At 69.5% G+C, this 22,396-nt stretch carries 23 protein-coding genes; 9 read left to right on the forward strand and 14 right to left on the reverse strand.

Annotated features, from left to right (window positions below; genetic code table 11):
• Positions 1-40: 40 nt before the first annotated feature.
• Positions 41-817 (forward strand): hypothetical protein, encoded by a 777-nt coding sequence (locus P2T37_RS04185; RefSeq protein ID WP_276235518.1) that lies wholly within the window; start codon positions 41-43, stop codon positions 815-817.
• Between the two features lie 9 nt (positions 818-826).
• On the opposite strand, the gene P2T37_RS04190 is transcribed toward P2T37_RS04185, so the two are convergent.
• A complete protein-coding gene (locus P2T37_RS04190) occupies positions 827-1,633 on the reverse strand; it encodes a DUF7839 domain-containing protein (protein ID WP_276235519.1) in 807 nt (268 codons plus the stop codon).
• A 148-nt stretch (positions 1,634-1,781) separates the two neighbouring features.
• A complete protein-coding gene (locus tag P2T37_RS04195) occupies positions 1,782-2,564 on the reverse strand; it encodes a beta clamp domain-containing protein (protein ID WP_276235520.1) in 783 nt (260 codons plus the stop codon).
• A 112-nt stretch (positions 2,565-2,676) separates the two neighbouring features.
• On the opposite strand from P2T37_RS04195, the gene P2T37_RS04200 reads away from it, so the two are divergent.
• Genes P2T37_RS04200 through P2T37_RS04210 form a run of 3 tightly spaced genes read left to right on the forward strand, consistent with a single transcriptional unit; the run spans position 2,677 to position 5,058 of the window.
• Positions 2,677-3,225 (forward strand): DUF8102 family protein, encoded by a 549-nt coding sequence (locus tag P2T37_RS04200; RefSeq protein ID WP_276235521.1) that lies wholly within the window; start codon positions 2,677-2,679, stop codon positions 3,223-3,225.
• 37 nt (positions 3,226-3,262) lie between these two features.
• The gene (locus P2T37_RS04205) at positions 3,263-4,432 is read left to right on the forward strand and encodes a M24 family metallopeptidase (protein WP_276235522.1); all 1,170 of its coding nucleotides are present in this window, start codon (positions 3,263-3,265) and stop codon (positions 4,430-4,432) included.
• Positions 4,432-5,058, forward strand: a complete 627-nt coding sequence (locus P2T37_RS04210; RefSeq protein ID WP_276235523.1) for an HAD family hydrolase — start codon at positions 4,432-4,434, stop codon at positions 5,056-5,058. Before P2T37_RS04205 ends, P2T37_RS04210 begins: the two co-directional genes overlap by 1 nt.
• Before the next feature lie 123 nt (positions 5,059-5,181).
• Here the strand turns inward: P2T37_RS04210 and P2T37_RS04215 are convergent, their stop codons facing one another.
• From P2T37_RS04215 to P2T37_RS04250, 8 genes are all read right to left on the reverse strand, one after another.
• Positions 5,182-5,325 carry a hypothetical protein gene (locus tag P2T37_RS04215; RefSeq protein WP_276235524.1) on the reverse strand — a complete coding sequence of 48 codons (144 nt, stop codon included), beginning with the start codon at positions 5,323-5,325 and terminating at the stop codon, positions 5,182-5,184.
• 2 nt (positions 5,326-5,327) lie between these two features.
• Positions 5,328-6,398 (reverse strand): hypothetical protein, encoded by a 1,071-nt coding sequence (locus P2T37_RS04220; protein ID WP_276235525.1) that lies wholly within the window; start codon positions 6,396-6,398, stop codon positions 5,328-5,330.
• A complete protein-coding gene (locus P2T37_RS04225) occupies positions 6,391-7,224 on the reverse strand; it encodes a signal peptidase I (RefSeq protein ID WP_276235526.1) in 834 nt (277 codons plus the stop codon). Before P2T37_RS04225 ends, P2T37_RS04220 begins: the two co-directional genes overlap by 8 nt.
• On the reverse strand, positions 7,221-8,423 hold the full coding sequence (locus P2T37_RS04230) for a hypothetical protein (RefSeq protein WP_276235527.1): 1,203 nt from the start codon (positions 8,421-8,423) through the stop codon (positions 7,221-7,223). The genes P2T37_RS04225 and P2T37_RS04230 overlap by 4 nt, the downstream gene beginning before the upstream one ends.
• Complete coding sequence (locus tag P2T37_RS04235; RefSeq protein WP_276235528.1) at positions 8,420-9,214, reverse strand: hypothetical protein; 795 nt, start codon at positions 9,212-9,214, stop codon at positions 8,420-8,422. Before P2T37_RS04235 ends, P2T37_RS04230 begins: the two co-directional genes overlap by 4 nt.
• 181 nt (positions 9,215-9,395) lie before the next feature.
• Positions 9,396-10,742, reverse strand: a complete 1,347-nt coding sequence (locus tag P2T37_RS04240) for a SipW-dependent-type signal peptide-containing protein (RefSeq protein ID WP_276235529.1) — start codon at positions 10,740-10,742, stop codon at positions 9,396-9,398.
• A 79-nt stretch (positions 10,743-10,821) separates the two neighbouring features.
• Positions 10,822-12,552 (reverse strand): vWA domain-containing protein, encoded by a 1,731-nt coding sequence (locus tag P2T37_RS04245; protein WP_276235530.1) that lies wholly within the window; start codon positions 12,550-12,552, stop codon positions 10,822-10,824.
• 89 nt (positions 12,553-12,641) lie between these two features.
• The gene (locus P2T37_RS04250; RefSeq protein ID WP_276235531.1) at positions 12,642-13,508 is read right to left on the reverse strand and encodes a SipW-dependent-type signal peptide-containing protein; all 867 of its coding nucleotides are present in this window, start codon (positions 13,506-13,508) and stop codon (positions 12,642-12,644) included.
• A 331-nt stretch (positions 13,509-13,839) separates the two neighbouring features.
• Here P2T37_RS04250 and P2T37_RS04255 point away from each other — a divergent pair, with 331 nt between their 5' ends.
• Positions 13,840-14,382: a DUF7344 domain-containing protein gene (locus tag P2T37_RS04255; RefSeq protein ID WP_276235532.1), complete on the forward strand. Its 543-nt coding sequence runs from the start codon at positions 13,840-13,842 to the stop codon at positions 14,380-14,382.
• A gap of 844 nt (positions 14,383-15,226) precedes the next feature.
• On the opposite strand, the gene P2T37_RS04260 is transcribed toward P2T37_RS04255, so the two are convergent.
• Positions 15,227-16,048: a DUF8054 domain-containing protein gene (locus tag P2T37_RS04260; protein WP_276235533.1), complete on the reverse strand. Its 822-nt coding sequence runs from the start codon at positions 16,046-16,048 to the stop codon at positions 15,227-15,229.
• 184 nt (positions 16,049-16,232) lie between these two features.
• On the opposite strand from P2T37_RS04260, the gene P2T37_RS04265 reads away from it, so the two are divergent.
• Positions 16,233-16,871, forward strand: a complete 639-nt coding sequence (locus P2T37_RS04265; protein ID WP_420028482.1) for a DUF7344 domain-containing protein — start codon at positions 16,233-16,235, stop codon at positions 16,869-16,871.
• A 146-nt stretch (positions 16,872-17,017) separates the two neighbouring features.
• On the opposite strand, the gene P2T37_RS04270 is transcribed toward P2T37_RS04265, so the two are convergent.
• On the reverse strand, positions 17,018-17,941 hold the full coding sequence (locus tag P2T37_RS04270; RefSeq protein WP_276235535.1) for a hypothetical protein: 924 nt from the start codon (positions 17,939-17,941) through the stop codon (positions 17,018-17,020).
• A gap of 455 nt (positions 17,942-18,396) precedes the next feature.
• On the opposite strand from P2T37_RS04270, the gene P2T37_RS04275 reads away from it, so the two are divergent.
• Positions 18,397-19,314 (forward strand): CPBP family intramembrane glutamic endopeptidase, encoded by a 918-nt coding sequence (locus tag P2T37_RS04275; RefSeq protein WP_276235536.1) that lies wholly within the window; start codon positions 18,397-18,399, stop codon positions 19,312-19,314.
• A gap of 153 nt (positions 19,315-19,467) precedes the next feature.
• On the opposite strand, the gene P2T37_RS04280 is transcribed toward P2T37_RS04275, so the two are convergent.
• Complete coding sequence (locus P2T37_RS04280; RefSeq protein ID WP_276235537.1) at positions 19,468-19,914, reverse strand: SRPBCC domain-containing protein; 447 nt, start codon at positions 19,912-19,914, stop codon at positions 19,468-19,470.
• Between the two features lie 280 nt (positions 19,915-20,194).
• Entirely contained in the window at positions 20,195-20,428 is a 234-nt protein-coding gene (locus P2T37_RS04285) for a Sec-independent protein translocase subunit TatA/TatB (RefSeq protein WP_276235538.1), read from the reverse strand.
• 92 nt (positions 20,429-20,520) lie between these two features.
• Between P2T37_RS04285 and P2T37_RS04290 the strand changes: the two genes are divergently transcribed.
• Entirely contained in the window at positions 20,521-20,991 is a 471-nt protein-coding gene (locus P2T37_RS04290) for a hypothetical protein (protein WP_276235539.1), read from the forward strand.
• 49 nt (positions 20,992-21,040) lie between these two features.
• The gene (locus tag P2T37_RS04295) at positions 21,041-22,234 is read left to right on the forward strand and encodes a lactate 2-monooxygenase (RefSeq protein WP_276235540.1); all 1,194 of its coding nucleotides are present in this window, start codon (positions 21,041-21,043) and stop codon (positions 22,232-22,234) included.
• The last annotated feature ends 162 nt before the right edge of the window (positions 22,235-22,396 follow it).

Consider the following 22,396-nt stretch of genomic DNA (forward strand, 5'->3'; position numbering starts at 1 on the left):
GAGTGAACTTTAAGTCCCGGCGCGCGGACGCCGCGGACGCATGTCGGCAAGCACGATTCGGGGGACCATCGCGGGCCTCGGGAGCCGGGCGAACCCCGCCTTCGCGGGCGGGGTCGTCGGCGTCTCGGTGCTCGCGCTGGCGTACGTGTCCGCCTACGAGGTCACGGGCGCGTCGGTACAGGCACACACCTACATCCACGTGATGGCCGGACTGCTGTGGACCGGAACGGACCTGTTCATGGGGGCGGTGCTCGGCCCCGTCATCGGGGGACTCGACGAGGAGGAGAGCGCCGCCGTCTTCTCGCGGCTGACGCCGAAGACGGCCTTCTTCCTGCCGGCGATGGCGCTCGTCACCATCGCGGGCGGCATCACGCTCGCCCAGCGGGTGGGGCTGTTCCCGAACGCCGGGCCGTGGCTCGCGCTCTTCACCGCGGTCAACGTGATTCCGGTCCTGCTACTGGTCGGCCGGCGGCTGAACGCGTTCGGCGACCGGCGCTGGCAGGCCGCCTTCGCCGTCGGCACGGTCGGCTCGCTCGCGTGGGTGGCGACCACCGTCGGACGGTTGAACCCGGCCTCGCCGGAGCCGGGTCTCGTGATACTGCTCGCGCTCGGCATCGTCACGCTGCTGTCCGTCCAGGGGTTCGGCTACCTGATGCCCGGCGAGATACGGATGTACCGCGAGATGACCTCCGCGAACCCCGATTCGGGCGTCATCGCCCGTATCGGCACGCAGAACGCGAAGCTCGGGGGGATACAGGGGCTGTTCCAGCTCGTCGTCATCGCGCTGATGGTGTCGCTGCGCTACGGCGGCTTCTGAGGCGGGCCCCTATTCGCGGGCGGCATCGACGACCTCGTAGCCGATGTTGCCGTCGCGGAGTTCGTCGGTGAGCGCGGACAGTTCGGTGGCCGTGGCGACCAACAGCACGTCGAGCCCCTTCGTCGCGGCCTCGCGGACGGCGGCCCGGGTGCCGAAGCGCACGTCCGGGTCGCGGTCCGCCGCGCGAACCGCCGCGAGCGCCTCCGTCCCGGCGACGGCGAGCAGGTCGTGGTCGGCCGCGAGGTCGCGCAGGCGGTCGGGGGCGACCGCGCGCGAGCCGCCGTCGCGCACCCGGGGGAGCGAGACGACGGTGACCGTCCCCAGTTCGTAGTCGACGACCCCCTCGAAGTTCGTGACGCCCACGTCGGTGCCGGCCGCGGCGTCGGTGACGGCGACCGCGGTGGCCCCGCCGGCCCCGCCGGCCGTCGCGCGGAGGACGCCGTCGTGCATCGACAGCGACACCGTCTCGCCCTCGCGCACGTCCGTGGCGGCGACGGCCGTGTCGATGTCCACCTGCCCGACCACCTCCTCGGAGACGCGCGTCACGAGGTCGCGGAGGCCGTCGGTGCGCGTGATGAGCCAGTCCACGCCCTCCTTCGTCACCTCGTAGCGACCCCGGCCGTGCTTCTCGACGTACCCCTCCTCGATGAGTTCCCGGAGGTACTCGCTGACGGCCTGTGCCGTGACGCCGACCGCGTCGGCGATCTCCTGCTGGCTCACCGCCGGCTGGCGGTCGGCGACCTCGACGAGTATCTGGTAGCGGGTGGCCGTCCGCTTGCTCCGGAGGACGCTCTCCTCGGCCGGGCGCTCGCTCATACCCGGACTCGGGGCGGCGAGCGCAAGTAGCTTTGGCAACCGGGAGCCGAGACACGCGTTTCCGGGAGCTTCGTCGCGGACGGCACAACTCCGCTTGCGCGACGGAAATCCCGCTTGGGTCGAAGCGCAACGGGGCTTGTCTCCCGGGTCAGGTCCGTCGGAGGCGCGGCGCGACGGCGTATCGCACCCGCCCGTCGCCGTCCGCGAGGTCGAACGTGACGTACAGCGGGTGTTCGACGCCGAGCCGGAGGTCCACGGGCCCGTCGGGGAGTTCCCGCGCCACGGCCCGGAGGTAGTCCACGGAGAGGACGGAGTCGGCCTCGCGGGCCTCGAAGCCGGGGAGGTCCGCGCCCGCGCGGTCCAGCGTGAACTCGTCCGTGTCGCCGCCGGCCTCGACGCGGAAGCGCTCCCCGTCGGGGTCGACCGCGAGCGTGAGGTGGTCCGCGAGGCCCGCCGCGGCGTCGACGGCCCGACCGAACGTGTCGCCGGACAGCGTCACGGCCGCGAGGTCCGCCCCCTCGTCGGGCGCTATCGCGTCGGGCGGGGAGCGTATCGCCGACGGGTCCACGAGGCCGAGCGCGTACTCGAAGTCGCCCGAGGCGACACGGAGGGTGTGCGTCTCGGGACGCAACGCGAGCTCGACCGACCCCTCGGCCGTGGCGAGCGCCTCCTCCAGTCGGTCGAGGGCGAGCCCCACCGTCGTCCCCGTCGCCTCGTAGCGGTCGAAGGCGGCCCGGTCGAGACGGAGGTCGACGGCCGCCACCGTCGCGGGGTCCATCGCCCGGACGCGGAGGCCCTCGGGCGCGAGTTCGACCCGACACTCGTCGACGAGCGCCCCGAGCGCCGAGACGCAGGCGCGGAGGCGGTCGGCCGACGCGGTCGCGCGGAACGACGCCGACGCCTCGCCGGCGTCCGCTCGTGTGTCTGCCATACCGGCGCGTCCGGGGGTTCGGGCATAACGGTTTTCGTAACTGTATCGGTAGATAACCTGAATCAAAGTATTAATCTATATGTACTAGTCTTTACATACTCTGAAACAGGTTATGACTGACGACGAACGCGACCGCGGCGTCCTCAGTCCGGCCGACCGCGCGTACCTGCGCGGCGAGACGGACCTGGCGAGCGTCCAGTCGGAGCGGAACACCCGCGCGCGCATCCGCGACCGGGTGTACGACGGCGTGCGCGACTTCGAACTGCTCGTGGAACACCTCGACGCCCGCGACCGCGCGCTGGCGTTCGAGTCGCGGGGCGACGGCACCGAGACGTTCGACGGCCTCGTCGCTGCCGTCGCCTTCCTCTACGCCGTGGCCGACGACGCGGGCGTCGACTTCTCGACGCTCGTCGCGGAGGGCGTCAACGTCGCGGAGGCCGCGAACGACCGCGCGGCGAGCGTCGACCTCGACGTGACCTACCACGGGCTGACGGCGGCGGGCCTGCTCGACCGGCTGGAGCGCGGCGAACGGCTCTCGCTCACCGAACTCGCCTTCCTCCACCGGAGCCCCGACGTGCGCGACGACGAGCTCGCGCGCCTGCTCGACGACGAGGAGCCGGTGGACGACGGCCGTATCCAGTCGAAGGTGACGAGCTTCTGAGCCGAAGGCTTACCACCCGACGCTCCCGACGGCAGGTATGCCGACGCACCTGCCTGAGAGCGAGTACACGACGCGGCTCGCCGCCGTTCGGACGGAGCTCGCGGGGACGGACGCCGACGCCGCCGGCTTCTTCTCCGCGACGAGCATCGACTACCTGACCGGCTTCGACCACATCCAGACGGAGCGGCCCGTGCTCCTGGTCGTGACCGAGAGCGAGGTCGGAATCACGGTCCCGCGCCTGGAGGTCGAGCGCGTCGCGCCGAACGAGCGCATCGACGAGGTCGTCTCGTACTTCGACTACCCCGGCGGGAAGCCGATAGAGACGGCCGCCGGGATGTGTGCCGAGATGGGCGTCGAGTCGGTCGCCGCCGACGCGGACGGCGCCCCCGGCGTGATGGGCTACGAGGGCCCCGCGCTCTCCGAGTTCCTCGACGTGGAGACGCAGTCGTGGGTGCCGCGGATGCGGTGGGCGAAGTCCGACGCCGAGGTGGCCCTCGTCCGCGAGTCGGCCGAGTGGGCCAACCTCGGCCACCGCTACCTCGCCGACTACACCGAGGTCGGCGCCCACCCCGCGACCGTCTCCCAGGAGGCCTCGACCGACGCCTCGCGCGCGATGCTCGACACGCTCGGCGACCGCTACGACGTGCGGGTCCGCGGCGGCGGTCCGGTCCACGCCGGCTACATCTCCGGCGAGGAGACGGCGCTCCCGCACGGCCACACCCCGAACGAGCGGCTCTCGGAGGGCGACGTGCTCATCACGGGCGCGTCGGCCAACGTCGGCGGCTACCACTCCGAACTGGAGCGGACGATGTTCGTCGGCTCCTACACCGACGAGGACGAACACTACTTCGAGGTGATGTGCGACCTGCAGGAGGCGGCCATCGACGCGATGGGGCCGGGCGTGGACCTCGCCTACGTTGACGAGCAGGTCCACGCGCTCGCCGAGGAGCACGGCGTGTCCGACCTCCTGCGCCACCACGTCGGCCACAACATCGGGCTGGACGGCCACGAGCCGCCGTACATCGACCGCGGCTGGGGCGAGCGGTTCGACGACGCGACGATGGAGGCCGGCCACATCTACACCATCGAGCCGGGCCTGTACACGGAGACCGCGGGCTACCGCCACTCCGACACCATCGCCGTCACCGACGACGGCGTGGAGTGGCTCACCTACTTCCCGCGCAACATCGAGTCGAACACGGTGTAGTGGCCGTCGTCTTCGCCCTCGGCGCGCTCGTCTCGGCCGCCGAACCGGACGACCCCGCCGCCGCGATAGCGCGCGAACTCCGCGAGCGCGGGGTCGAAGTGCCCGACGACTGGGCCGCGGCCTACGCGGAGACGCACGTCGACCCCCCGGACGGGGCGGCCGTCCCGCACCACGCCCACGTCGCCCGCGCGCTCGCCTCGCGCGGCGTCCCGGCCCCGAACAACGCCGCGCGCCGGGCCCTCGTCGCCGCGTTCGCCCCCGACGCCGCGGCCCGCGACGGCGCACTGGAGGCCGTCCTGCGGGCGCGCGAGCACGGCCCCGTCGCCCTGCTCTCGGACACGACCGTCCCGGAGTACGCGCGCCGCGCGCTCCTCTCCGCGGGGCTGCGCTGGCGGCCGGACACCGACCGCGAGCCGCTGTTCGACGCGGTGGTCACGGGCGTTTCGTGTGGGTGGCTCGCGCCCCATCCGGAGGCGTTCGCGGCCGTCGCCGAGGCGCTCGGGGTCGAGGGCACGGCCCTGACACACGTCGCGCGCGACCCCGAGGCGCGCCCCGGTGTCGAGGCCGTCGGCGGGTCGTTCGTGGACGCGCGAGCGCGGTCGCTCGGGGATATCGAGTTCCGATAGAAGGGTCGTCCGCCCCGCGTCCGACGGCCGCGTGACGACGGGAGAAAGCCTATACGGGAGGCGGTTCCCGGCCCGAACGAGGCCGTCGGGCGGCCGCACAGCCGCCACACGCTCTTCCCCTTCTCAGCCCGCGAACGCGGAGTACGCGAGTCCGAGCAGGAGTATCGCCAGCAGCACGTAGGCGAACACCACGAGGGCGTTCCGCCTGGGCGCGTTGTGTGCCGTGCCGGGGAGTCTGGTCCGTGGAACCGTGGCGCGAGCCGCCACTATCAGGCCTCCTCCGAGTCGCCCGGCTTCGCGCTCGTCTCCTCCGTTCCCTCGGTTCCGTCCGTCCCGTCGCCGCCGGTCGCCGTCGTGCCGGACGTGGTCGTGGTGTCCGTCGTATTCGTGGTGTTCGACGGGCCCGACGTGTCAGTCTCGTTCGCGGGCGGGTCGGTCGGACCGTCGTCCGTCGTGTCCGTGGCGTTCTCGCCCGTCGTCGTGTCCGCCTCGTTCGTCACGTCCGTCGTGTTCCCGTCCGCCGTCGTGTTCGTCGGGGTCGTCGTGTCCGTGGCGTTCGTCGTATCGGACGTGTCCGTGGCGTTCGTCGACGGCGCGGTCGGGCCGTTGTTCGTGGTGTTCGTCGCGTTCGTCGTATCCGTGACGTTCGTCGTATCCGTGACGTTCGTCGTATCCGTGACGTTCGTCGGGGTCGACGTGTCGGTGGTGTTCGTCACGTTCTGATCCGTCGTCGTGTTCGTCACGTTCTGATCCGTCGTCGTGTTCGTCACGTTCTGATCCGTCGTCGTGTTCGTCACGTTCTGATCCGTCGTCGTGTTCGTCACGTTCTGATCCGTCGTCGTGTTCGTCACGTTCGACGGGTCGGACGTGTCCGTGGCGTTCGCGGTCGGGTCGGCCGGTCCGTCGTCCGTCGCGTTCGTCGTGTTCGTCGTGTTCGACGTGTTCGACGTGTTCGACGTGTTCACAGTCGGCTGGGTCGGGCCGCCGTCCGTCGTATTCGTGGCGTTCGTGACGTTCGTCGTGTTCGACGACGGGGTGGTCGGGCCGTCGTCCGTGACGTTCGTCACCTCCGTGACGTTCCCGTCCGTCGTCGTGTTCGACGTGTTTGTGTCCGTCGTGTTCGACGTGTTCACGGCGACCGCGAGCGTCGAGAACCCGTCCTGCGACTGGTGCGGGGAGCCGAAGGTGACGACCCCCGGAACGGGCACGCTGGCGTCGAAGCCGACCCGCGCCTCCTCGTCGTCCGACAGCAGGGCGGCCGTGGGGCCGCCGGCGAAGCCGAGTGTCGCGGCGGCGAACACCGCGAGCGCGGCGACGAACACCGCGAGGGCCTTACTCATCGCGCACCTCCGTGTCCGCCCCGCCGTCCGTCTGGACGGCGTAGGGCGCGGCGGTGCTCGCCGCGGCGCGGTTGAGCCGCCACGCGGCGAGCGTCACCCAGCCGGCGAACAGCAGGCCGAGCAGGCCGGCCGTCAGCGCGCCCACGGACACCGGGTCCGGGGCCGCGACGGCGAGGTACTCGCGGTAGACGTTCCACGCCGCGTAGGCGAACAGCGCCGCCATCGCCACGACGGTGAGCTTCAGGTCCACGACCGCGAGCGACACGTCGTCGTTCGCGACCGGGACCGGCTCCGGGTCGGCGTCGATCCGCCGGACGGCCGGAATCGGGGCGTCCGGCTCGCGGTCGCGCCGCGCCCACGTCCACAGCTCGTTCGCGACGAGCAGGACGAGCGGCACGACGACGAGCGCCACGTAGCCGGTCGAGGTGTTCGCCCAGAGGATGACGTGGCCCACGAGCGGGATCACGTACACGACCTCGCCGAGGACGGCCGAACGCGGCACGACGCCGGCGTCGACGTTCTCGTTCGCGTCGCCCTTCGTCTCGTAGCCGCCGTCGACCGCGCCGACGACGCGGTGGGTCGTCGGGACCGACTCGCCGCCGGTCCGGTAGGTGATGACGTCGCCCACCCGAACGGGCGTCGAGGCGTCGACGATGACCACGTCGCCGGGCGACAGCGCCGGCTCCATGCTCCCGGAGAGCACGACGAAGCCGTCGTCCGCGCCGACGACCTGCGGCACCGCGAACACGACGAACGGCGTCACGGCCGCGACGAGCAGCAGCGTCCCAAGCACCGCCGCGACGCGGCGGGCGGTCACGCGGGTCATTTCTTCGGCCCTCCGTTGTTGCCGTTGCCCGGACGACCGTTGTCGTCGTCGTCCTTCCGGCCCTTGTCGGTGGACGGGTCCACACAGCCGGGGCAGTCGGGTTCCGGCGTGCAGATGCACACCGTGACGTGACTGATGCCCTTGTCGTCGGCCGCGTAGACGATGCCGTCGCCGTCGCTGCCGGGGAGACCGGCCGTGTCGACGGTGGGAGCGTCGTCCGTCCCGCGCTCGTACGGCGTCGAGCCGCGGCCGGCCTTCACGCGGACGTTACACAGCGCGGGAACCACGCCGTCCGTGGGGTTCCCGTGCTCGTCGAGCCGGACGAGCCGGAACGCGACCCCGGTGGTCTCGGTTTCGCCGCCGTCCACCTTCGTCGCCGTGTCGTAGATGTCTATCCCGTACTCCGGGTTCTGCGGCAGCGAGTAGACGCCGGGCGCGGCGAACGAGTCGCCGAGTCCGGGCTGGGTGTTCTCCTCGAAGTCCAGCTTGCCGAGCGTACGACAGCACGGACAGGGGGTTTCCGACCCCTCACACGTGGCCGTGAACAGCCCCTCGAAGGGGTTCGTCGGCGTCTCGTCGTGGCGACACTGCTCCGCTTTGAAGTACAGCGGCAGGTCGACCGACTCCGAACCGACGTAGCCGACGAGCTCGTACTCGACGAGCACGCACACCTCGTCGGTGAGGCAGGCGGGCGGGGCCGTCGCCGGGTCGCCGTCGCCGTCGATACGGCGGCCGCCGCCGAGCCGGTCGGCGACCTCCCGGAGGGTGCCGGTCTCGATGGCCGTGCCGACGGCGTCCGTCTCACAGTCGAAGTACGACAGCGTGAGCCGGAGGGCGTCGGCGAGCCTCGTCGCGGCCGGCTCGGGACACGTCGCCGCGAGCCACAGCGCCGCGGGGTTGTTCACGTAGCCCTCGCCCTGCGGGAGCGCGAAGGTGAGCACGGTGCTTCCGGACGCGTGCTCCGCGCCGAGTTCGTCGAGCGGGAGGGTCACGCGCGGCCCGTCGATGACGCCGGCGTCGCCGGCGCTCGGGCCGGAACGCACGTCGTACTCGACCACGAGGTCGACCGCGCCGGTCGTGAGCGCGCTGTCGAACCCCTCGCTGTCGGTGAACATCGCGGCGGTGCCGCTCCCGGTGAGCGCGCCCGCGCCGCCCGCGGCGGCCAGCGCGGCCAGCACGCGACGACGGCTGAACGTCATTGCGTCACCTCGAAGGGGCTCGCCTCGGAGCCGCAGGGGACCGCCCCGAACTCGAACTCGAACGTGAACGAGTCGGTCTGGGCGACGTTGTTGTCGGCCGCCTCGGGGAACTCCCACGCGAGCGCGACACACCGCAGGTCGCCCGGCGTGAGGCAGGCGTCGAACGCGGGCGAGCCCGCGTCGGTGGCGTACACGGAGTCCGAGCCCGGCCCGAAGGCCGCGTCGAACGTCGTCCGCGCCACGAGGGGCGACTCCAGCGACTCCGCGAAGTCCTTCCGGCCGTCGCAGGAGCCGAGCGGCGAGCCGTCCAGCCATACCTCGACGAAGGTCCGGTCGTCGAGTTCGCCGGCGTCGGTCGAGGTGTCGCCGGCCGCGGCCTCGGGGCCGTTCAGCCGGTTCTCCTCGTCGGCCGTGACGGCCGCGCGGAACCACACGTCGAGCGGCTCCGCGCCGTCGAAATCGACCACTTCGAGGCCGACGACCAGCGTGCCCTCGTCGCCGGGCATCACGTCGTCGAGCGCGACGACCGGGCCGGAGACCCCGGTCACGAGCGTCGCGTCCTCCACGTAGGCGGGCGTGCTCGCGGGGTCGAGCGTGTCGTTCAGCCCGGCGTCGGTGCCCGACTGGCTCCCGGCGAACGTGCCGTTGTACCGTTCGTACCACGCGACGCGCAGGCGGCCGTCGTCCGTATCCGAATCCGGGGCCGCGTACGTGTACTGTGCGAAGCGCGGCGCGCTCCGGCCGAGGGCGAGCCCCCCGACGGCGAGCGAGCCGCCTCCGATCCCTGCCAACAGTTCCCGACGTGTGAATGCCATAGTGTCTTCCCGGAAACGCCGGGCCGTTGTTGCCGAGCCCCGTGGCCCGTGTCCTGTGTCTGTCACCTTCATGCACCTATCCGGGCATAGGTATGGAGCGGTTCCCGAACCGATACGGGAACCGTACCGCGCCGGCAGGGTGTCGTTACCGACCGGCTCAGTCCACGTAGACCGTCATCATCGGGCGCTCGTCGGAGGGACCGCCGAGGCCCTCGAAGCGGAGGTCGCCGGCCAGCGCGAAGCCGCCCGTCGTGTTGATGTCGCTCAACACGAGGCTGGTGACCGAGCCCGTGGATTCGACCGTATCCACCGAGGGCGAGCCGCCGTTGTAGGTGAGGTTCGTGACCTCCGACAGCTGACCGCCCGACGCGCCCACGGTTATCGAGAGCGCGCCGCCGTCGAGGTCGCCGACCGCCAGCGCCTCGCCGCCGTCGTCGCCGAAGCCGACCTGCGCGACCTGCGCGTCCGAGCCGTCGAACAGCGTCAGGACGGCCGCGCCGGTGCCGTCGTAGTCGAAGGTGAACGAGCCGTCGAAGACGCCCGACCCGGGCCACGAGTAGTCGAGGTTGTCCTCGCCGCCCGCGTTACCGTCGCCGTTCCCGACGCCCAGCTCCCACCCGCCGCCGCCGTTGCGGACCTTGCCGAAGAACGCCGAGTCGAACGAGTCGTCGGCGACGTTGGGGAACGACTCGACCTGCTCCGCCGTGATGCAGGGGTTCGTCGTCCCGTCGTTGTGGCGGGCCTGTTCCGCGTAGAACAGCAGGTCGAACATGAGGGAGTCGGACTGGATCTCGTTGCCGACGCCCTCGAAGTCGATGGACCACTCCAGGCAGAGGCAGGGGTTGTCGCCCTCGGAGCGCAGGCCCGCGAACGGGCTCTGGTCGCCGGGCGCGAGGATACCCGCACCCGCAGCGCCGTCGAGCGGCAGACCGTTCTCTGCCGCCGCGAGGAACCCGGCGAGCGTACCCTCGAACATGATGTTGCCCTCGTCCACGATGTCCTCGGGGTCGAAGCCGTTCTGCCCGAGGTCGTCGGCGAGCTCGCAGTAGCGCACGACCACGTCGATGGAGTCGGCGAGTTCGCCGACGCCGTCCGTGTCGGTCCCCTCCGCGGCCTCCTCGGGCTCCGTCTGCCCGTTCTCGGCGTTCGCCGTGAGGTCGCCGCAGGCCCACAGGTACGCCGGGTTGTCGTCCAGCGTGAAACAGAAGGCGAGCAGGCCGGAGTCGCCCGGCTTCATGTCGGCGAGCGTCGCGGTGACCGCCGGGCCGTCGGCCGTGCCGCTCACGGAGCCGACGCCGCGGATGTCCTGGTCCCAGTAGCTGTAGTAGTCGACGAGCAGGTCGAGCGTCCCGGCCGTGAGAACGTTACCGGAGAACTCCTCCTCGTCGGAGAACAGCGCCGAGGTGCCGAGGCCGGCGCCCGCGGACGCGAGGCCGACGGCCCCGAGACCGGCGAGCATCTTTCGGCGCGAGAGGTTGTACAGCTTCTGCGAGTCTTGTGTCATAGTGAATCTCCCGTGGGAGAAACCCACCGGGGGAGTCGAACCCCCGTACCGCCGGTGTGGGTGGTGGTCAGACGACTGTTCAGGCCGACGCCGGCCCGGAGCCGTCGTTGTGGCGCTCCTGCTCGGTGTAGAAGCCGAGGTCGAAGCCGACGACGTCGCCCTGTACCTCGTTGCCGACCTCGAGGGGCAGCTCCCACGAGAGCGCGACACAGTGCATCACGCCGTCGCCGCGGAACGCGTCGCGGTCGGCGTCGTTCGCCGGGTCGGCGAGCTCGTCGTACTCCGTCGCGCGGTTGCCGTCGAGGGGGATACCGTTCCCGTCGGCCAGTTCCGCGAGGACGGCCTCGAGCGAGTCCTCCATGATGATCTTCTCGGCGAACGCCTCCGCCGCGAGGTTCCCGAACACGGTCGGGATGTTGAGCGGGTCGTCCACGTCGTTGAAGTACGCCGGGTCGTTGCCCGCGACGTCGCCCGCCGCGCCGGCCATCTGCTGGAGGACCGCGTCGTTCGCGCTCCCGACGGAGATGGTGTACACGTCCGTCTCGGGGTCGTCACCGCCGGCGCCGGAGCCGAGCCGCGCGTTCGCGGCCGCGGCCTGCGGCGACGAGAATATCGTGTTGCCGCCGCCGTTGAACGACTCGCCGTCCGAGAGGACGATGTTGCGCTTCTCGACGCCCGTGCGCCCGTTGTTCACGAACTCCTGTTGGGCCGCGTCGACGCCCTCGCCGATGTACGTCCCCGTCGCGATACCGTTCGCGTTGGAGAACGGGTCGGGGTTGCCGTCGCCGTCCGTGGGGGTCGAGCCGGCACCGCCGCTGACGACGTTCGCCAGCTTCTGCCGGAGGCCGTCGAGCGCGGCGTCCACGTCGCCGAGGGTCGCGGTCATCGGCTGAAGGATGCCGACGCGGGGCGTCGTGTCGTCGCTGCCCTCGCCGTCGAAGTAGGCGACGCCGACGTTCACGTCGGCGTTGCGCGCCTGCAGGTAGCTGATGAACTGGCGGGTGCCGAGCTCCACGAGGTCGATCTTCGTCGTCTCGGCGTAGGTCGTGCCGCCGACGGTGATGGAGTCGCTGCTGACGACGCCGCCGTACTGATTGTACAGCATCGAGCCGGAGAAGTCCAGCGTCAGCATGATGTCGACCGGCTCCTCGCCGTCGTACACGTTGTCGCAGTCCTCGTCGTACCAGAGACGGGCGTTGATGAGGCCGGCGAGCTCGCCGCCTTCGGTCGTGTCGACGAGCAGTTCCGGCTCCGTCTGGGTGCCGTCGTCGTTCGAGACGTTGCCCGCCTGCATCCAGATGTAGCCGGGGTTGTCACAGAGGTGGAGCGAGAACGTGATCTCGCCGGAGTCGCCGGGCTTGACGTCCGTCAGCTGGACGAGCGTCTCCATCGGCTCCTCGGTGACCGGGTCCGTCCCGAAGTCCGCCTCCGAGAGCGGCGGGATGTTCTCACAGTTCAGCACGGGGATGTTCGCGCCGTTGGAGTCCTCGTCTCCCTCGTCCGGGAAGTCGGAGTAGCGGATCTGGCCCGCGTCGTTGTCGGCGGAGATGGACTGTTCGCCGTCGCCGTCGTGGTCCGGGTGGGCGCTGATGAACTGGTGGCCCTGCCCGAAGTCGTAGGTCTGCTGCCAGTCGACGAGCAGGTCGAGCTCGCCGGCCACGAGCGTGTTGCCCGTGAACTCCTCCTCGTCGGAGAAGAAGGCGGTCGTGCCGAGGCCGGCACCCGCGGACGCGAGGCCGACGGCACCGAGGCCGGCGAGCATCTTGCGGCGCGAGAGGTTGTACAGTTTCGGTTGCGTGTCTTGGGTCATTGGTGTGGTGTGTGTGGTTGGGTCGGGATCGCCCCGCGGCGCGTCGGATTCATTGAGTTACCCCGTGCGCGTGAGGGGGGACGGGTCGTTCAGGCCGAGGCGTTGAACGGGTCGTCGTTGTGGCGGGCCTGTTCGGTCTCGAAGACCAGGTCGAAGCCCAGCGAGTCGCCCTGGATGACGTTGCCGACGTCACGGGGTACCTCGAACAGGAGGCAGAACTCGTAGGAGTTCAGCGAGAGGTTGTCGCCGGCGTCGTCCTTGATGATGTAGCCGTTCTCGAGGATCGTGTTGGCCTCGCGGGCGTTCGTGTAGTGGGTGTCCGCGTCGACCACGCCGTCGAGGTCGACCGGCTCCGCGTAGTTGATGCCCAGGATGTCGGAGGCGTTGTTGAACACGGGGTCGAGCGTCTGGAGGCCGGCCTTGCCGCCGACCTGCTCGTCGTAGTTCTGCCAGACCGTGGTCAGGAGGTACTGGCCGAGGTCGGCGTCGTTGTCCATGTCGCCCTCGGCATCCTGCTCGGGCTCGGGGTTCGCGCCGCCGGCCTCCGCGAAGCTCTCCGTGCGCACCTGCACGTAGCCGGGGTTGTCCTCGACCTCGATCTCGAAGCAGATGATGCCCCAGTCGCCGGGCTTGATGTCGTTCGCGGTGAAGCTGAACGTCGGAACCTCGATCTCGTTACCCTGCGAGTCGAAGACGGTGTAGTTGCCGTCCGCCGTGACGCCGGAGCCGATGTCGACCTGGCCGGACCAGTACGGGTCGGCGGCCACGAGGGTCGCGGTAACGCTCATGTCGAGCGTCCCGGCCGTCAGGGTGTTGTTCGTGAAGCTCTCCTCGTCGGAGAAGAGCGCGCTCGTACCGAGGCCGGCGCCCGCGGACGCGAGGCCGACGGCACCGAGGCCGGCGAGCATCTTTCGGCGCGAGAGGCTGTACAGTTGGGGTTTGCTGTCCTGTTGCATTGTTGTGTTTCTCCCCCGTCCGCCCGGCCGTCCCCCCAGGGAGCGTGTCGGGTCGTCTCGGGATACCTCTCCCATAGCCCAGGGGGTATTACCCATGCTCAGATTCAACGGTTTCAGGCGTCAAAACCCCCGTTTTCAAGGGTTCGTTACCGCCGTTCGACCCGAAAATACGGGGTCCGTACCGCCGGATACGGGGACCGTACCGGGTCCGCACGGGGTCCGTACCGGTCGGGTCCGGGCTCCGTACCGGTCGCGTACGGTCGGCGTGCCGGTCGGGGCCCGCGGAGTAGCCGAACCATGCATATGCCCCCGTCCGACGTCCCTACGGTCGATGTTCCAGCGAGCCACGCTTCCGGAGGCGGATATCTACTACGTGCTGAGCAACGCGCGCCGACGCGAGGCGCTCGCCGTGTTGTGGAGCCATCCGGAGGCGCTGTCGCTGCGGGAGCTCTCCGAGCGGCTGGCGTCGACGGAGTCGGGCGAGACGCCCGCGCCCCGCGCGCTCCGCGAGAGCGTGTACAACGCGCTCCACCAGACACACCTCCCGAAGCTGGACGAACTCGGCCTCGTGGCGTACGACGCCGACCGCAAGACCGTCCGGGCGCTCGCGAGCGCCGGCGCGCTCGGCCGCTACATGGACGTGACCACCCGCGCCGGCGTGACGTGGGGCGAGTACTACCGCGGACTGGGTGTCGCCGGGCTGTTCGCCACGGTCGCCTCGCTCACGGCCGTCCCCGGCTTCGCCGCCGTGGACCCGCTCGTCCCGGCGACGGCGACGCTCGCGGCCTTCGCCGTCTCCACCAGCTACCAGCTCGCGGCCGCCCGCATCGGCGCGCGCGGGCGCCTCGCCCGCCTCCGCGCCCGCCTGTTCTGACCGTCCGACGGCCGCCGTTCCTTTTGCCTGTGCTATTCGTGGTACCACGGGGTCCGCTCCGTCGAGCGGCGCGCCGTCGGAGCCGTGAGCCGGGTCGGAGAGCGCCGGACGGCGTTCGTGTGAGGTCGGGGGAGGGACCGGGAGAGAGCGCGCCGCACGTCCGAACGTGTTCCACACGCGGGGCGTCCGGGCGGACGGAATAGAACGGGTGCCGGAGAACCGGATCGGCGCCGGGGAGCGATTACGCCGGGGGCTGGTGCCGGTAATCGTCACGAACCGGCCGTCGCGGGGAACCGTCGTGTCGGCGCGCGCGCGTGACTTCCCCGACCGCGGGTCCGAGGCGAACGCCTCGACGAGGAGTTCGGTCTCCAGTACCGACAGCCTTCGGCCGCCCGCCCGGCTCTCCGTGTGCACTCGGCTGGGCGCGATGTCGAGGACCGGGTGCGCCTTGCCGTCCCGATACAGCCCTCGGAGTCGAACGACGTGCTCCGGTCGTCGTGGAACGCGGCCAACGCGTCGAGGCGCCGGGCGCGGAACGGGTACCACCGCCGTGCGGGGTCGGTGTCCGCGGCGAGGACGCGGTCGGGGGCCGGAAGCCACGTCGCGGGGAACGGGACGTCGGGGCTCCCGCCGACGACCGACTCGACGTCCGAACAGCCGGCCGAGCCGACGAGCGCAGACGTCGTCGCGGTCGTCGCCCCGCGACGGAGCAGGGTCCGGCGCGTGCAAGAGGGCCGTTCCATGTGGACGCCGGAAGGTAGTCTCGTCGTAAGTGTCCGGTGGGCAGTACCGGCGCGGGGACCGGGGGGAGGATGAGAAGGAGGAGGTAGAAGCGTCCGCGGGGTTACTCGACGGCCGCGACGGAGCGCGCGTCGGTCTCGAACAGGCGGGCGTCGCAGTCGGCGCAGGTGGCGGCGACGACCTCGTACTCGCGACAGCAGGAGGTGACCAGCTGCGTCCCGAGCTGGATGTCGCCCTCGCAGACGGGGCAGGTGTCGAGGCAGGCGCGGATGGCCGAGAGCGTGCGGCCGCGCGCGCCGCCGGGGACGAGCCCCCACTCGTCGGTCCACTCGCCCAGCGCCTCGTGGGCGGCGAGGTCGGCGACGAAGGCGGCGCGCGACTCCCAGCGGCCGAGCGTCGAGCCGTCGAGGGTGACGCGCCACGCGGTAGCGCCGGGGGCGAAGTCGACGCGCTCGGGGTCGACCGCGAGCAGGTCGGCCGCCGCGGCCCGCGCGGGGGCCTCGCCGTTCAGGTCGAAGGCGGCGTCGGCGAGCGCCGCGGCGAAGTCGGGGTGGAGCGCCACGTCGTCGCCGCGCTCGACGACGACGCCCGTCCGGTCGAGGAAGGCGACGGTATCGAAGTCGGCGTCCGCGACGGGCGGGGCCACCTCCGCCTTCCCGAACCACGCGAGGACGCGCTCGGGGAGGTACCGCTTCGTGAGTTCGGGCGTCCCGGGGACGAGATACCCCCGGAGGTAGATGCTCGCGAGCGAGACCCCGGCGACCGCGAGGGCGGCCGGCGGGGAGACGAGCGCCGTCGCGCCGGTCAGTCCCGCCGCGATGACGAGGTTGACGGCGGTACAGGGGAGACAGCGGTTCTCGCCCGTGTACTCCGGGCGGCGGAGCCGCGCCGGCAGACCCGCGAGCGAGCGTTCGGTCGTAGCCATGGGTAGCCCTTACGCGTACCCGGCGGATAGGTATGCATCGCGTACCGCCCTCCCCGGCGTCCCTGTCGCTCGGTTCGGGGGGTCGGACGGACGCTCCGGGGCGGTAACGGGCACCTACCCCCGTCGTGGCGTTTCGTTGTCAGTTAGAGGATAGGTTCATATCCGAGAACGCGAATAAGAGGTCGTGAATGGGGGACAACAAGCGGTCTTGAGTAGCGGAGCCCGGCCGGAAGACGCCGGCGGGTCTGCGAAGCTCTCGACCGAGACGATATTCGAGACGTTGAGCAGCCGGCGCCGCCGGTACGCGCTCCACTACCTGACACAGCGCGCGGAATCGGTGACCATTCGCGACCTGTCGGAACAGATCGCGGCGTGGGAGAACAACGTCGAGCGGTCGGCGGTGACGCCGAAGGAGCGCAAGCGCGTCTACACCGCGCTCCACCAGACGCACCTGCCGAAGATGGACCGCCTCGGGGTTGTCGTGTACGACAACGACCGCGGGACGGTGACGCTCACCGACAGCGTCCGTGAGTTCGACATCTACCTCGACGTGGTGCCGAGCGACGACCTCCCGTGGAGCCAGTTCTACCTCGCGCTCGGCGGCGTGTTGACCGCGCTGGTCGCCGTCGCCGCGCTGGGTATCCCCCCCTTCGCCTACTTCGACGGGTTCGCCTACGCGCTGTTCGTCGCGCTGACGTTCACCGCCGTCGGCGGCTACCACGCCCTGCGCGACCGGCGCACGCTGGTCGGGACGGCCGCGACGCCGCCGGACGTGGACGTGATCGCGCCGAGCGAGACGACCGAGGGCACGAACGCCGACTGAGCTACGGTCCGGTTCCGTTGAAACTCTCAGCCACTGATATTTTGTTGGAGCCGTGCTGAATAGAGGGGGTGCAGTCAACAGACAGTCGATCGGAATCCCGTCTCGACACGCGGAGTCCGACCTGCCGATGAGCGAGTCGAGTCGGTTCACCTCCCGAAGACCCGTCGGAGGAAGTCGACGATGACGTGTGCGTCTTGGGTGAAACGATAGCCGATGTAGATGAGCAGCCCGACGAGCAGCGCAGCGAACGGAACGTACCACTCGAACCACAGGCAGACCGTGAAGAGGACCGAGGCAGCGACGATCACACCCTTTCGTACGCCCTGGCGGCGAAGCCAGCGGCGGTAATCACCGAAGCTCCCATCGGTGAGCAACAGCGGCACCTGGTCGGTCCCACGAAGGACCCGCTCGCCCTGTTCGAGGTGCAGTTCGCCCCTGACGCTCACCGTCGCCCCATCGACCAGTGGGCATGCCTCCAGCAGGTGGCGGTCCAGGTCGATGCTGTCGTTGTGCCGTCGCACGTGCCCGGCGAACCGCCGAAGCGAACGGTGCTCCGTGCGGTTTCGGAGGTGGGTATACCAGGAGTCCCACGGTGAGATCGAGAGCCGGTCCGATTTCATCACGCCGCCGACCTCCAGCTGACCGAGCGGTGTCGCCCCGGTCGCCGAACGGAACCACGTCGGGTCAATGCGAACCGTCTGGCCGCCGGTCGTGACCCCGATGCGGCCCCACTCGAGCCCCGAGGCGAAGGTGTGCCACCGCTGGCGCTCCCAGCCCCACTCCTCGATGGTGAGGTTGCTGTTGGTGTTGTCCGGGAACCGCGCTCGCCAGAGGTAGGCGCCGACGGCCCGTTCGGTATCGTCGATGGCACCGCCCATCGGGGCCGGTTCTTCGACGACTAACTCTCCTGTAAGCGCGACCGATTCGCCCTCACCCGGCGACCGGGGGACTTCACCGCCCTCCGTCGGCAGCGATTGGAGGACCAGCAAGGCGGTGAGGGCCCGGTAGCCGTAGACAAGTGCGACCGCCACGAGGACAGCAATCAAGAGGAGGATTACCAGCGGTGGCATACGTGAGTGAGGGACGTTCAACACTTGATTTGGACGAATATAAATGGGTAAAATCAGTCGGGAGTGTGACCCACTCGCGCCCTCTATTCAGCACGACCGTAGAAACCTCACCAGTCCTGCCAGAAGTGCCGCGCAACATATAGGGGGTGAATTCAGCACAGCCTCAACAACCTATCTGTGACTGAGGATTTCAACAGAGCCACCGATGCGTAATCCGATTCACACCGACCGCACAGCGGACTACGGAACGCCTCCTCACAGTCTGTGACACCCCGTCGGAGTTCGTGGGTCACACGAACCGCCGATATGGCTTTACGGCCAGATGGGGTTGCTTACTGTACAAATGTCCGACACTGCCGTCGCTCGACTTCACTTGAGCACGCGCATTCATTCTCGTTCGGGGCAAACGGTGAACGACCGAATCATTTCCACGTCGTCGCAGGAGTCGTCCGCCGATGTCTGACCCCAGTGGCCGAACCGATACGCGGTCGTTCGCCGGGTTGGACCGCGAACTCGTCGCATTCTTCGCCCTGGCGTTCGCCCTTGCATGGGGGGTCTACGGTATCCTCGGCGTAATCGGATGGGCGTCTGGTGGCGTCACGGCGACCGAACTCCTGACCCGTGGTGAACTCCTCGACTTCGAGGGAGTCGACCTCGTCGTTCCTGGCCTCTTCGTCTTCGCCCTCACTCGCGTCGCCGACTTCTCGTTCTCTATCGCCGGTGTGGTGTTGATCTGGATGACGGCCGGTCGCCCCGGATTCCGGGCGCTGGCGAGCAGACTCACTCGCGTCCGCATCGGCTGGCAGTGGTACCTCGTAGCACTCCTTCCGGTCGTCCTCTACACGGCCGCAGCCGTCTTCGCCGGGATGACCGACGACGCGGTCGCATTGACCGTGGACGCCTCGCCAGCGGCGATTCGAGCGGTCCTGTTCGCGATCGACGGCGGCCTGCTCGTGACGCTGTTCCTCCGCGGACCACTTGGCGAAGAACTCGGTCTGCGCGGATTCGCGCTCCCACGCCTCCAGGAGCGAACGAACCCGTTTCACGCGAGCCTCGTCATCGGCGTTTTCTGGGGTCTCTGGCACCTCCCCGTGCTGGTGGGTCGCGACCCCCTCATCGTCGTCGTGTTCCTGGTGCTCGCCGTCGGTCTGAGCTTCGTCTTCACCTGGCTCTTCAACGGGTCGGGTGGCTCACTTGTCCCCGTCTTGCTGTTCCACACGTTCCAGAACTCCGAGGAAATGTTCGAGACGTTCTTCCCCGCGCTCGTCGGAACCGACTGGGAACTCTTCTCTACACTCTCCCTCCTCGTCGTCGGCATCGCCGTCGGCGTCTGGCTATTCCGGCAGAGTCGGCGCGCAAGGACCGTGTCCTAAGCCCGTAGCGCCGACGTGAACGCGCGTCCGACGATCGCGGTCGGTACCCCTGAGAGGTAACGGCCTATCTAAGCGCTCGGAGGGTACGCTATTCGGCTCTGTTGCAATAATTAGACCTTGGCAGGAAGTGCGTGCGAGATACAGAGGATGTGTTCAGGGTTGCGACGAGCTGTTCTCCACTCGTCGTTTGAGTGCTTCATTCACTTGATTGAATCCTGCCTCGACATCATCGCCGATTCGACGGTTTATGAATCCCACTAGTACACCATGGAAGGTTTCGGCCTGTGTCAGTCGTGTTCGTTCACCATCATCAAGCGCAGTGAGTACGAACCGATGTTCGCCGTCGTAGAGTCCTGCGACAAACAGGTGGCCTTGCCACCGGAACTCGGTCGGCTTGTCCATAACGAGAACCTTTGGGCGGAACGTCATCGCTCGCGTGTTCTCGTACTCCATCGTCACCTCCAGTCGTTTGCCCTCTACCGCTTCTCCTGCTATCTCTAAGGCTGGATTCCAATCGGGATATGCCTCGAAGTCAGTCAAGACAGCCCACACAGCCTCTGGCGAAGCATCGATCTCGATTTCTGTTACGATTTCGTCCATAGGGTTCATATAAGAGTACCCAAGCTAAAGCAGTGTCGTGAGTTCTGCTGAGCAGACCCCTGTCCGTGCAAGATACGCGCCCTCTATTCAGCACGCGAAGCTTGTCACGCTCGGAATATTTCAACAGAGCCTGCGGTCCCTCTTCTCCACGACGGTATCGACCGTCGAGTGATTCCTCTCGCGTCGCCCGGACGTCGCCTCGGGAATATGAATCGATCGTCTCGAAAACCGTCTCCTATCGAGAAGTAGCGCCGTCGCCGAAAAGTATCGCCGGTGTCGCTCAGGCCGCTTCCGCCTGCTCGTCGTCCGCGCGGTCGGCGCGCGACTCCGCGGCCGCGTCGCGTATCTCCTCCTCTATCTGTTGGCGGCCCTTCTTGAACTCGCCCATCGCCTGTCCGGACGAGCGGGCGAGCCCCGGCAGTTTGTCCGCGCCGAACAGCAGCACGGCGAGCAGTAGGATGACGAGCAGTTCCGGACCCCCGGGAATCCCGAGGAACGCTGGGACGAGTTCCATGCCACCGACACGACGTACGGGGGTATAGATATGTGACCCCTACCACCCGTGCAGGGGAAAGATACCTGTCCGTCGGTCCCCGACCCCCGGCCGTGAGGGTACTGGTCGCGGCGGCGGACGGGCCGGGCGAGCGGGCCCGCGCGACGCTCGCCGACGCGGGGTTCGTCGTCGAGCGGGTCGAACGGCTCGCCGAGGCCCGCGTCAGGGCCGCGACCGCCCCCGTTGCCGTCGTCGGGCCGCTCGCCGACGCGCCCGCGACGGACCTGCGCGACGCGCTCGACGCGGCGGGCGCGCGCACCCCGCTCGTCGGCCTCGACCCCGACGCCGCCGGCTACACGACCACCGTCGACGGCCCCGCGGACGACGACCTCCCCGTCGCGGTTCGGCTGGCGCGCCACACCGGCGCGTACCGCGACGCGGTGGACGACCTCTACGAGCGGTGTCGCGCGGCGGCCGACGGCGACGACCCCGAGGTCGCCGAGGCGCTCGCGCGCGCCGACGAGTCGCTCGCGGACGCCCGCCGGGTCGCCGGGCGAACCCCCTACGACTACCTGCTCGACTGAGACTCGCCGCCTGAGGTACACCTTTGTCGCCGGGCCGTCACGTGCTCCCATGGCAGACAACGACGTTCACGGCGAGCAGTTCGGCGTGAAGCACATCCGCGAGGTGTACCGGAAGGGGATGTTCGAGGGCGAGACGCCCGACTTCCCCGTGTCGTACCCGGAGATGCGCGAGGAGGCGTTCGAGCGCATGTCGTGGCAGGCGAAGGCGTACGTCCACGGCGGCGCCGGCTCCGAGGAGACGTTCGAGCGCAACAAGGACTTCTCGCGGTGGCGCATCGTCCCCCGGATGCTCCGGGGGGTCGCGGACCGCGACCTCTCGGTGGATATCTTCGGCGAGACGCACGCGTACCCGCTGATGATAACCCCGCTCGGCGTCCAGACCCTCCTCCACGAGGAGGGGGAGGCCGCGACGGCCCGCGCCTGCGCGGAGATGGACGTCCCCTTCGTCCTCTCGTCGCTCTCCTCCACGTCGATGGAGGAGGTCTCCGAGGCGCTCGGCGACACCCCGAAGTGGTTCCAGTTCTACTGGTCCTCCGACCGCGACGTGGCGGAGTCGTTCCTCGACCGCGCGGAGGCGGCGGACTACGACGCCATCGTCGTCACCGTGGACGCCCCGACGCTCGGCTGGCGCGAACGCCTGCTCGAGAAGGGCTACTACCCGTTCCTCGACGGCGAGGGGATGGCGAACTACTTCTCGGACCCCGCGTTCCGCGACTCGCTCGACGCGCCCCCCGAGGAGGACCCCGAGGCCGCCGTGGACCACTTCCTCTCCGTGTTCGGCGACGCCTCGCTCACCTGGGACGACCTCGACTTCGTCTTCGAGCGCACCGACCTCCCGGTCATCGTGAAGGGGATTCTCCACCCCGACGACGCCCGGAAGGCCGTCGAGGCCGGCGCCGACGGCGTGCAGGTCTCGACCCACGGCGGCCGGCAGATCGGCGCCTCCATCTCCGCCATCGAGGCACTCCCCGAAATAGCCGACGAGGTCGGCGACGACGCCGCGGTGTTCTTCGATTCCGGCGTCCGCCGCGGCGAGGACGCGTTCAAGGCGCTCGCGCTCGGCGCCGATTCCGTCATGCTCGGCCGTCCGTTCGCCTACGGCCTCGCCCACTCGGGCCAGTCCGGCGTCGAGAACGTCCTGCGGAACATGTTATCACAAATCGACCTCACGATGGGGCTCGCCGGTATCGACGACGCCGAGAACATCGGGCGGGAGGCCGTGCGCGACGAGAAGACGCTGTAGGTCCGTTTCTCTTCTTTCCCGGGGAGTGCTGACGGCAGAGATACCTCCGAAGCCCTCTCCGTCTCGCGCTACTGCACGCCGAACGATACCTCCGAAGCCCTCGCGGCGCGGCGCTCGGTGCGCCCGCTGCGCTCCTCGTGGTCGCCCACGGCGACCAACTGC

Origin of the sequence: Halosegnis marinus, from assembly GCF_029338355.1 — an archaeon.
Taxonomy (GTDB): Archaea; Halobacteriota; Halobacteria; order Halobacteriales; family Haloarculaceae; genus Halosegnis; species Halosegnis marinus.

Bases quoted from the DNA above. Each gene is read 5' to 3' on its own strand.
- P2T37_RS04185 (WP_276235518.1), top strand. From the start codon at position 41: ATGTCGGCAAGCACGATTCGGGGGACCATCGCGGGCCTCGGGAGCCGG.
- P2T37_RS04190 (WP_276235519.1), bottom strand. From the start codon at position 1,633: ATGAGCGAGCGCCCGGCCGAGGAGAGCGTCCTCCGGAGCAAGCGGACG.
- P2T37_RS04195 (WP_276235520.1), bottom strand. From the start codon at position 2,564: ATGGCAGACACACGAGCGGACGCCGGCGAGGCGTCGGCGTCGTTCCGC.
- P2T37_RS04200 (WP_276235521.1), top strand. From the start codon at position 2,677: ATGACTGACGACGAACGCGACCGCGGCGTCCTCAGTCCGGCCGACCGC.
- P2T37_RS04205 (WP_276235522.1), top strand. From the start codon at position 3,263: ATGCCGACGCACCTGCCTGAGAGCGAGTACACGACGCGGCTCGCCGCC.
- P2T37_RS04220 (WP_276235525.1), bottom strand. From the start codon at position 6,398: ATGAGTAAGGCCCTCGCGGTGTTCGTCGCCGCGCTCGCGGTGTTCGCC.
- P2T37_RS04225 (WP_276235526.1), bottom strand. From the start codon at position 7,224: ATGACCCGCGTGACCGCCCGCCGCGTCGCGGCGGTGCTTGGGACGCTG.
- P2T37_RS04230 (WP_276235527.1), bottom strand. From the start codon at position 8,423: ATGACGTTCAGCCGTCGTCGCGTGCTGGCCGCGCTGGCCGCCGCGGGC.
- P2T37_RS04240 (WP_276235529.1), bottom strand. From the start codon at position 10,742: ATGACACAAGACTCGCAGAAGCTGTACAACCTCTCGCGCCGAAAGATG.
- P2T37_RS04245 (WP_276235530.1), bottom strand. From the start codon at position 12,552: ATGACCCAAGACACGCAACCGAAACTGTACAACCTCTCGCGCCGCAAG.
- P2T37_RS04250 (WP_276235531.1), bottom strand. From the start codon at position 13,508: ATGCAACAGGACAGCAAACCCCAACTGTACAGCCTCTCGCGCCGAAAG.
- P2T37_RS04255 (WP_276235532.1), top strand. From the start codon at position 13,840: ATGTTCCAGCGAGCCACGCTTCCGGAGGCGGATATCTACTACGTGCTG.
- P2T37_RS04260 (WP_276235533.1), bottom strand. From the start codon at position 16,048: ATGGCTACGACCGAACGCTCGCTCGCGGGTCTGCCGGCGCGGCTCCGC.
- P2T37_RS04270 (WP_276235535.1), bottom strand. From the start codon at position 17,941: ATGCCACCGCTGGTAATCCTCCTCTTGATTGCTGTCCTCGTGGCGGTC.
- P2T37_RS04275 (WP_276235536.1), top strand. From the start codon at position 18,397: ATGTCTGACCCCAGTGGCCGAACCGATACGCGGTCGTTCGCCGGGTTG.
- P2T37_RS04280 (WP_276235537.1), bottom strand. From the start codon at position 19,914: ATGGACGAAATCGTAACAGAAATCGAGATCGATGCTTCGCCAGAGGCT.
- P2T37_RS04285 (WP_276235538.1), bottom strand. From the start codon at position 20,428: ATGGAACTCGTCCCAGCGTTCCTCGGGATTCCCGGGGGTCCGGAACTG.
- P2T37_RS04295 (WP_276235540.1), top strand. From the start codon at position 21,041: ATGGCAGACAACGACGTTCACGGCGAGCAGTTCGGCGTGAAGCACATC.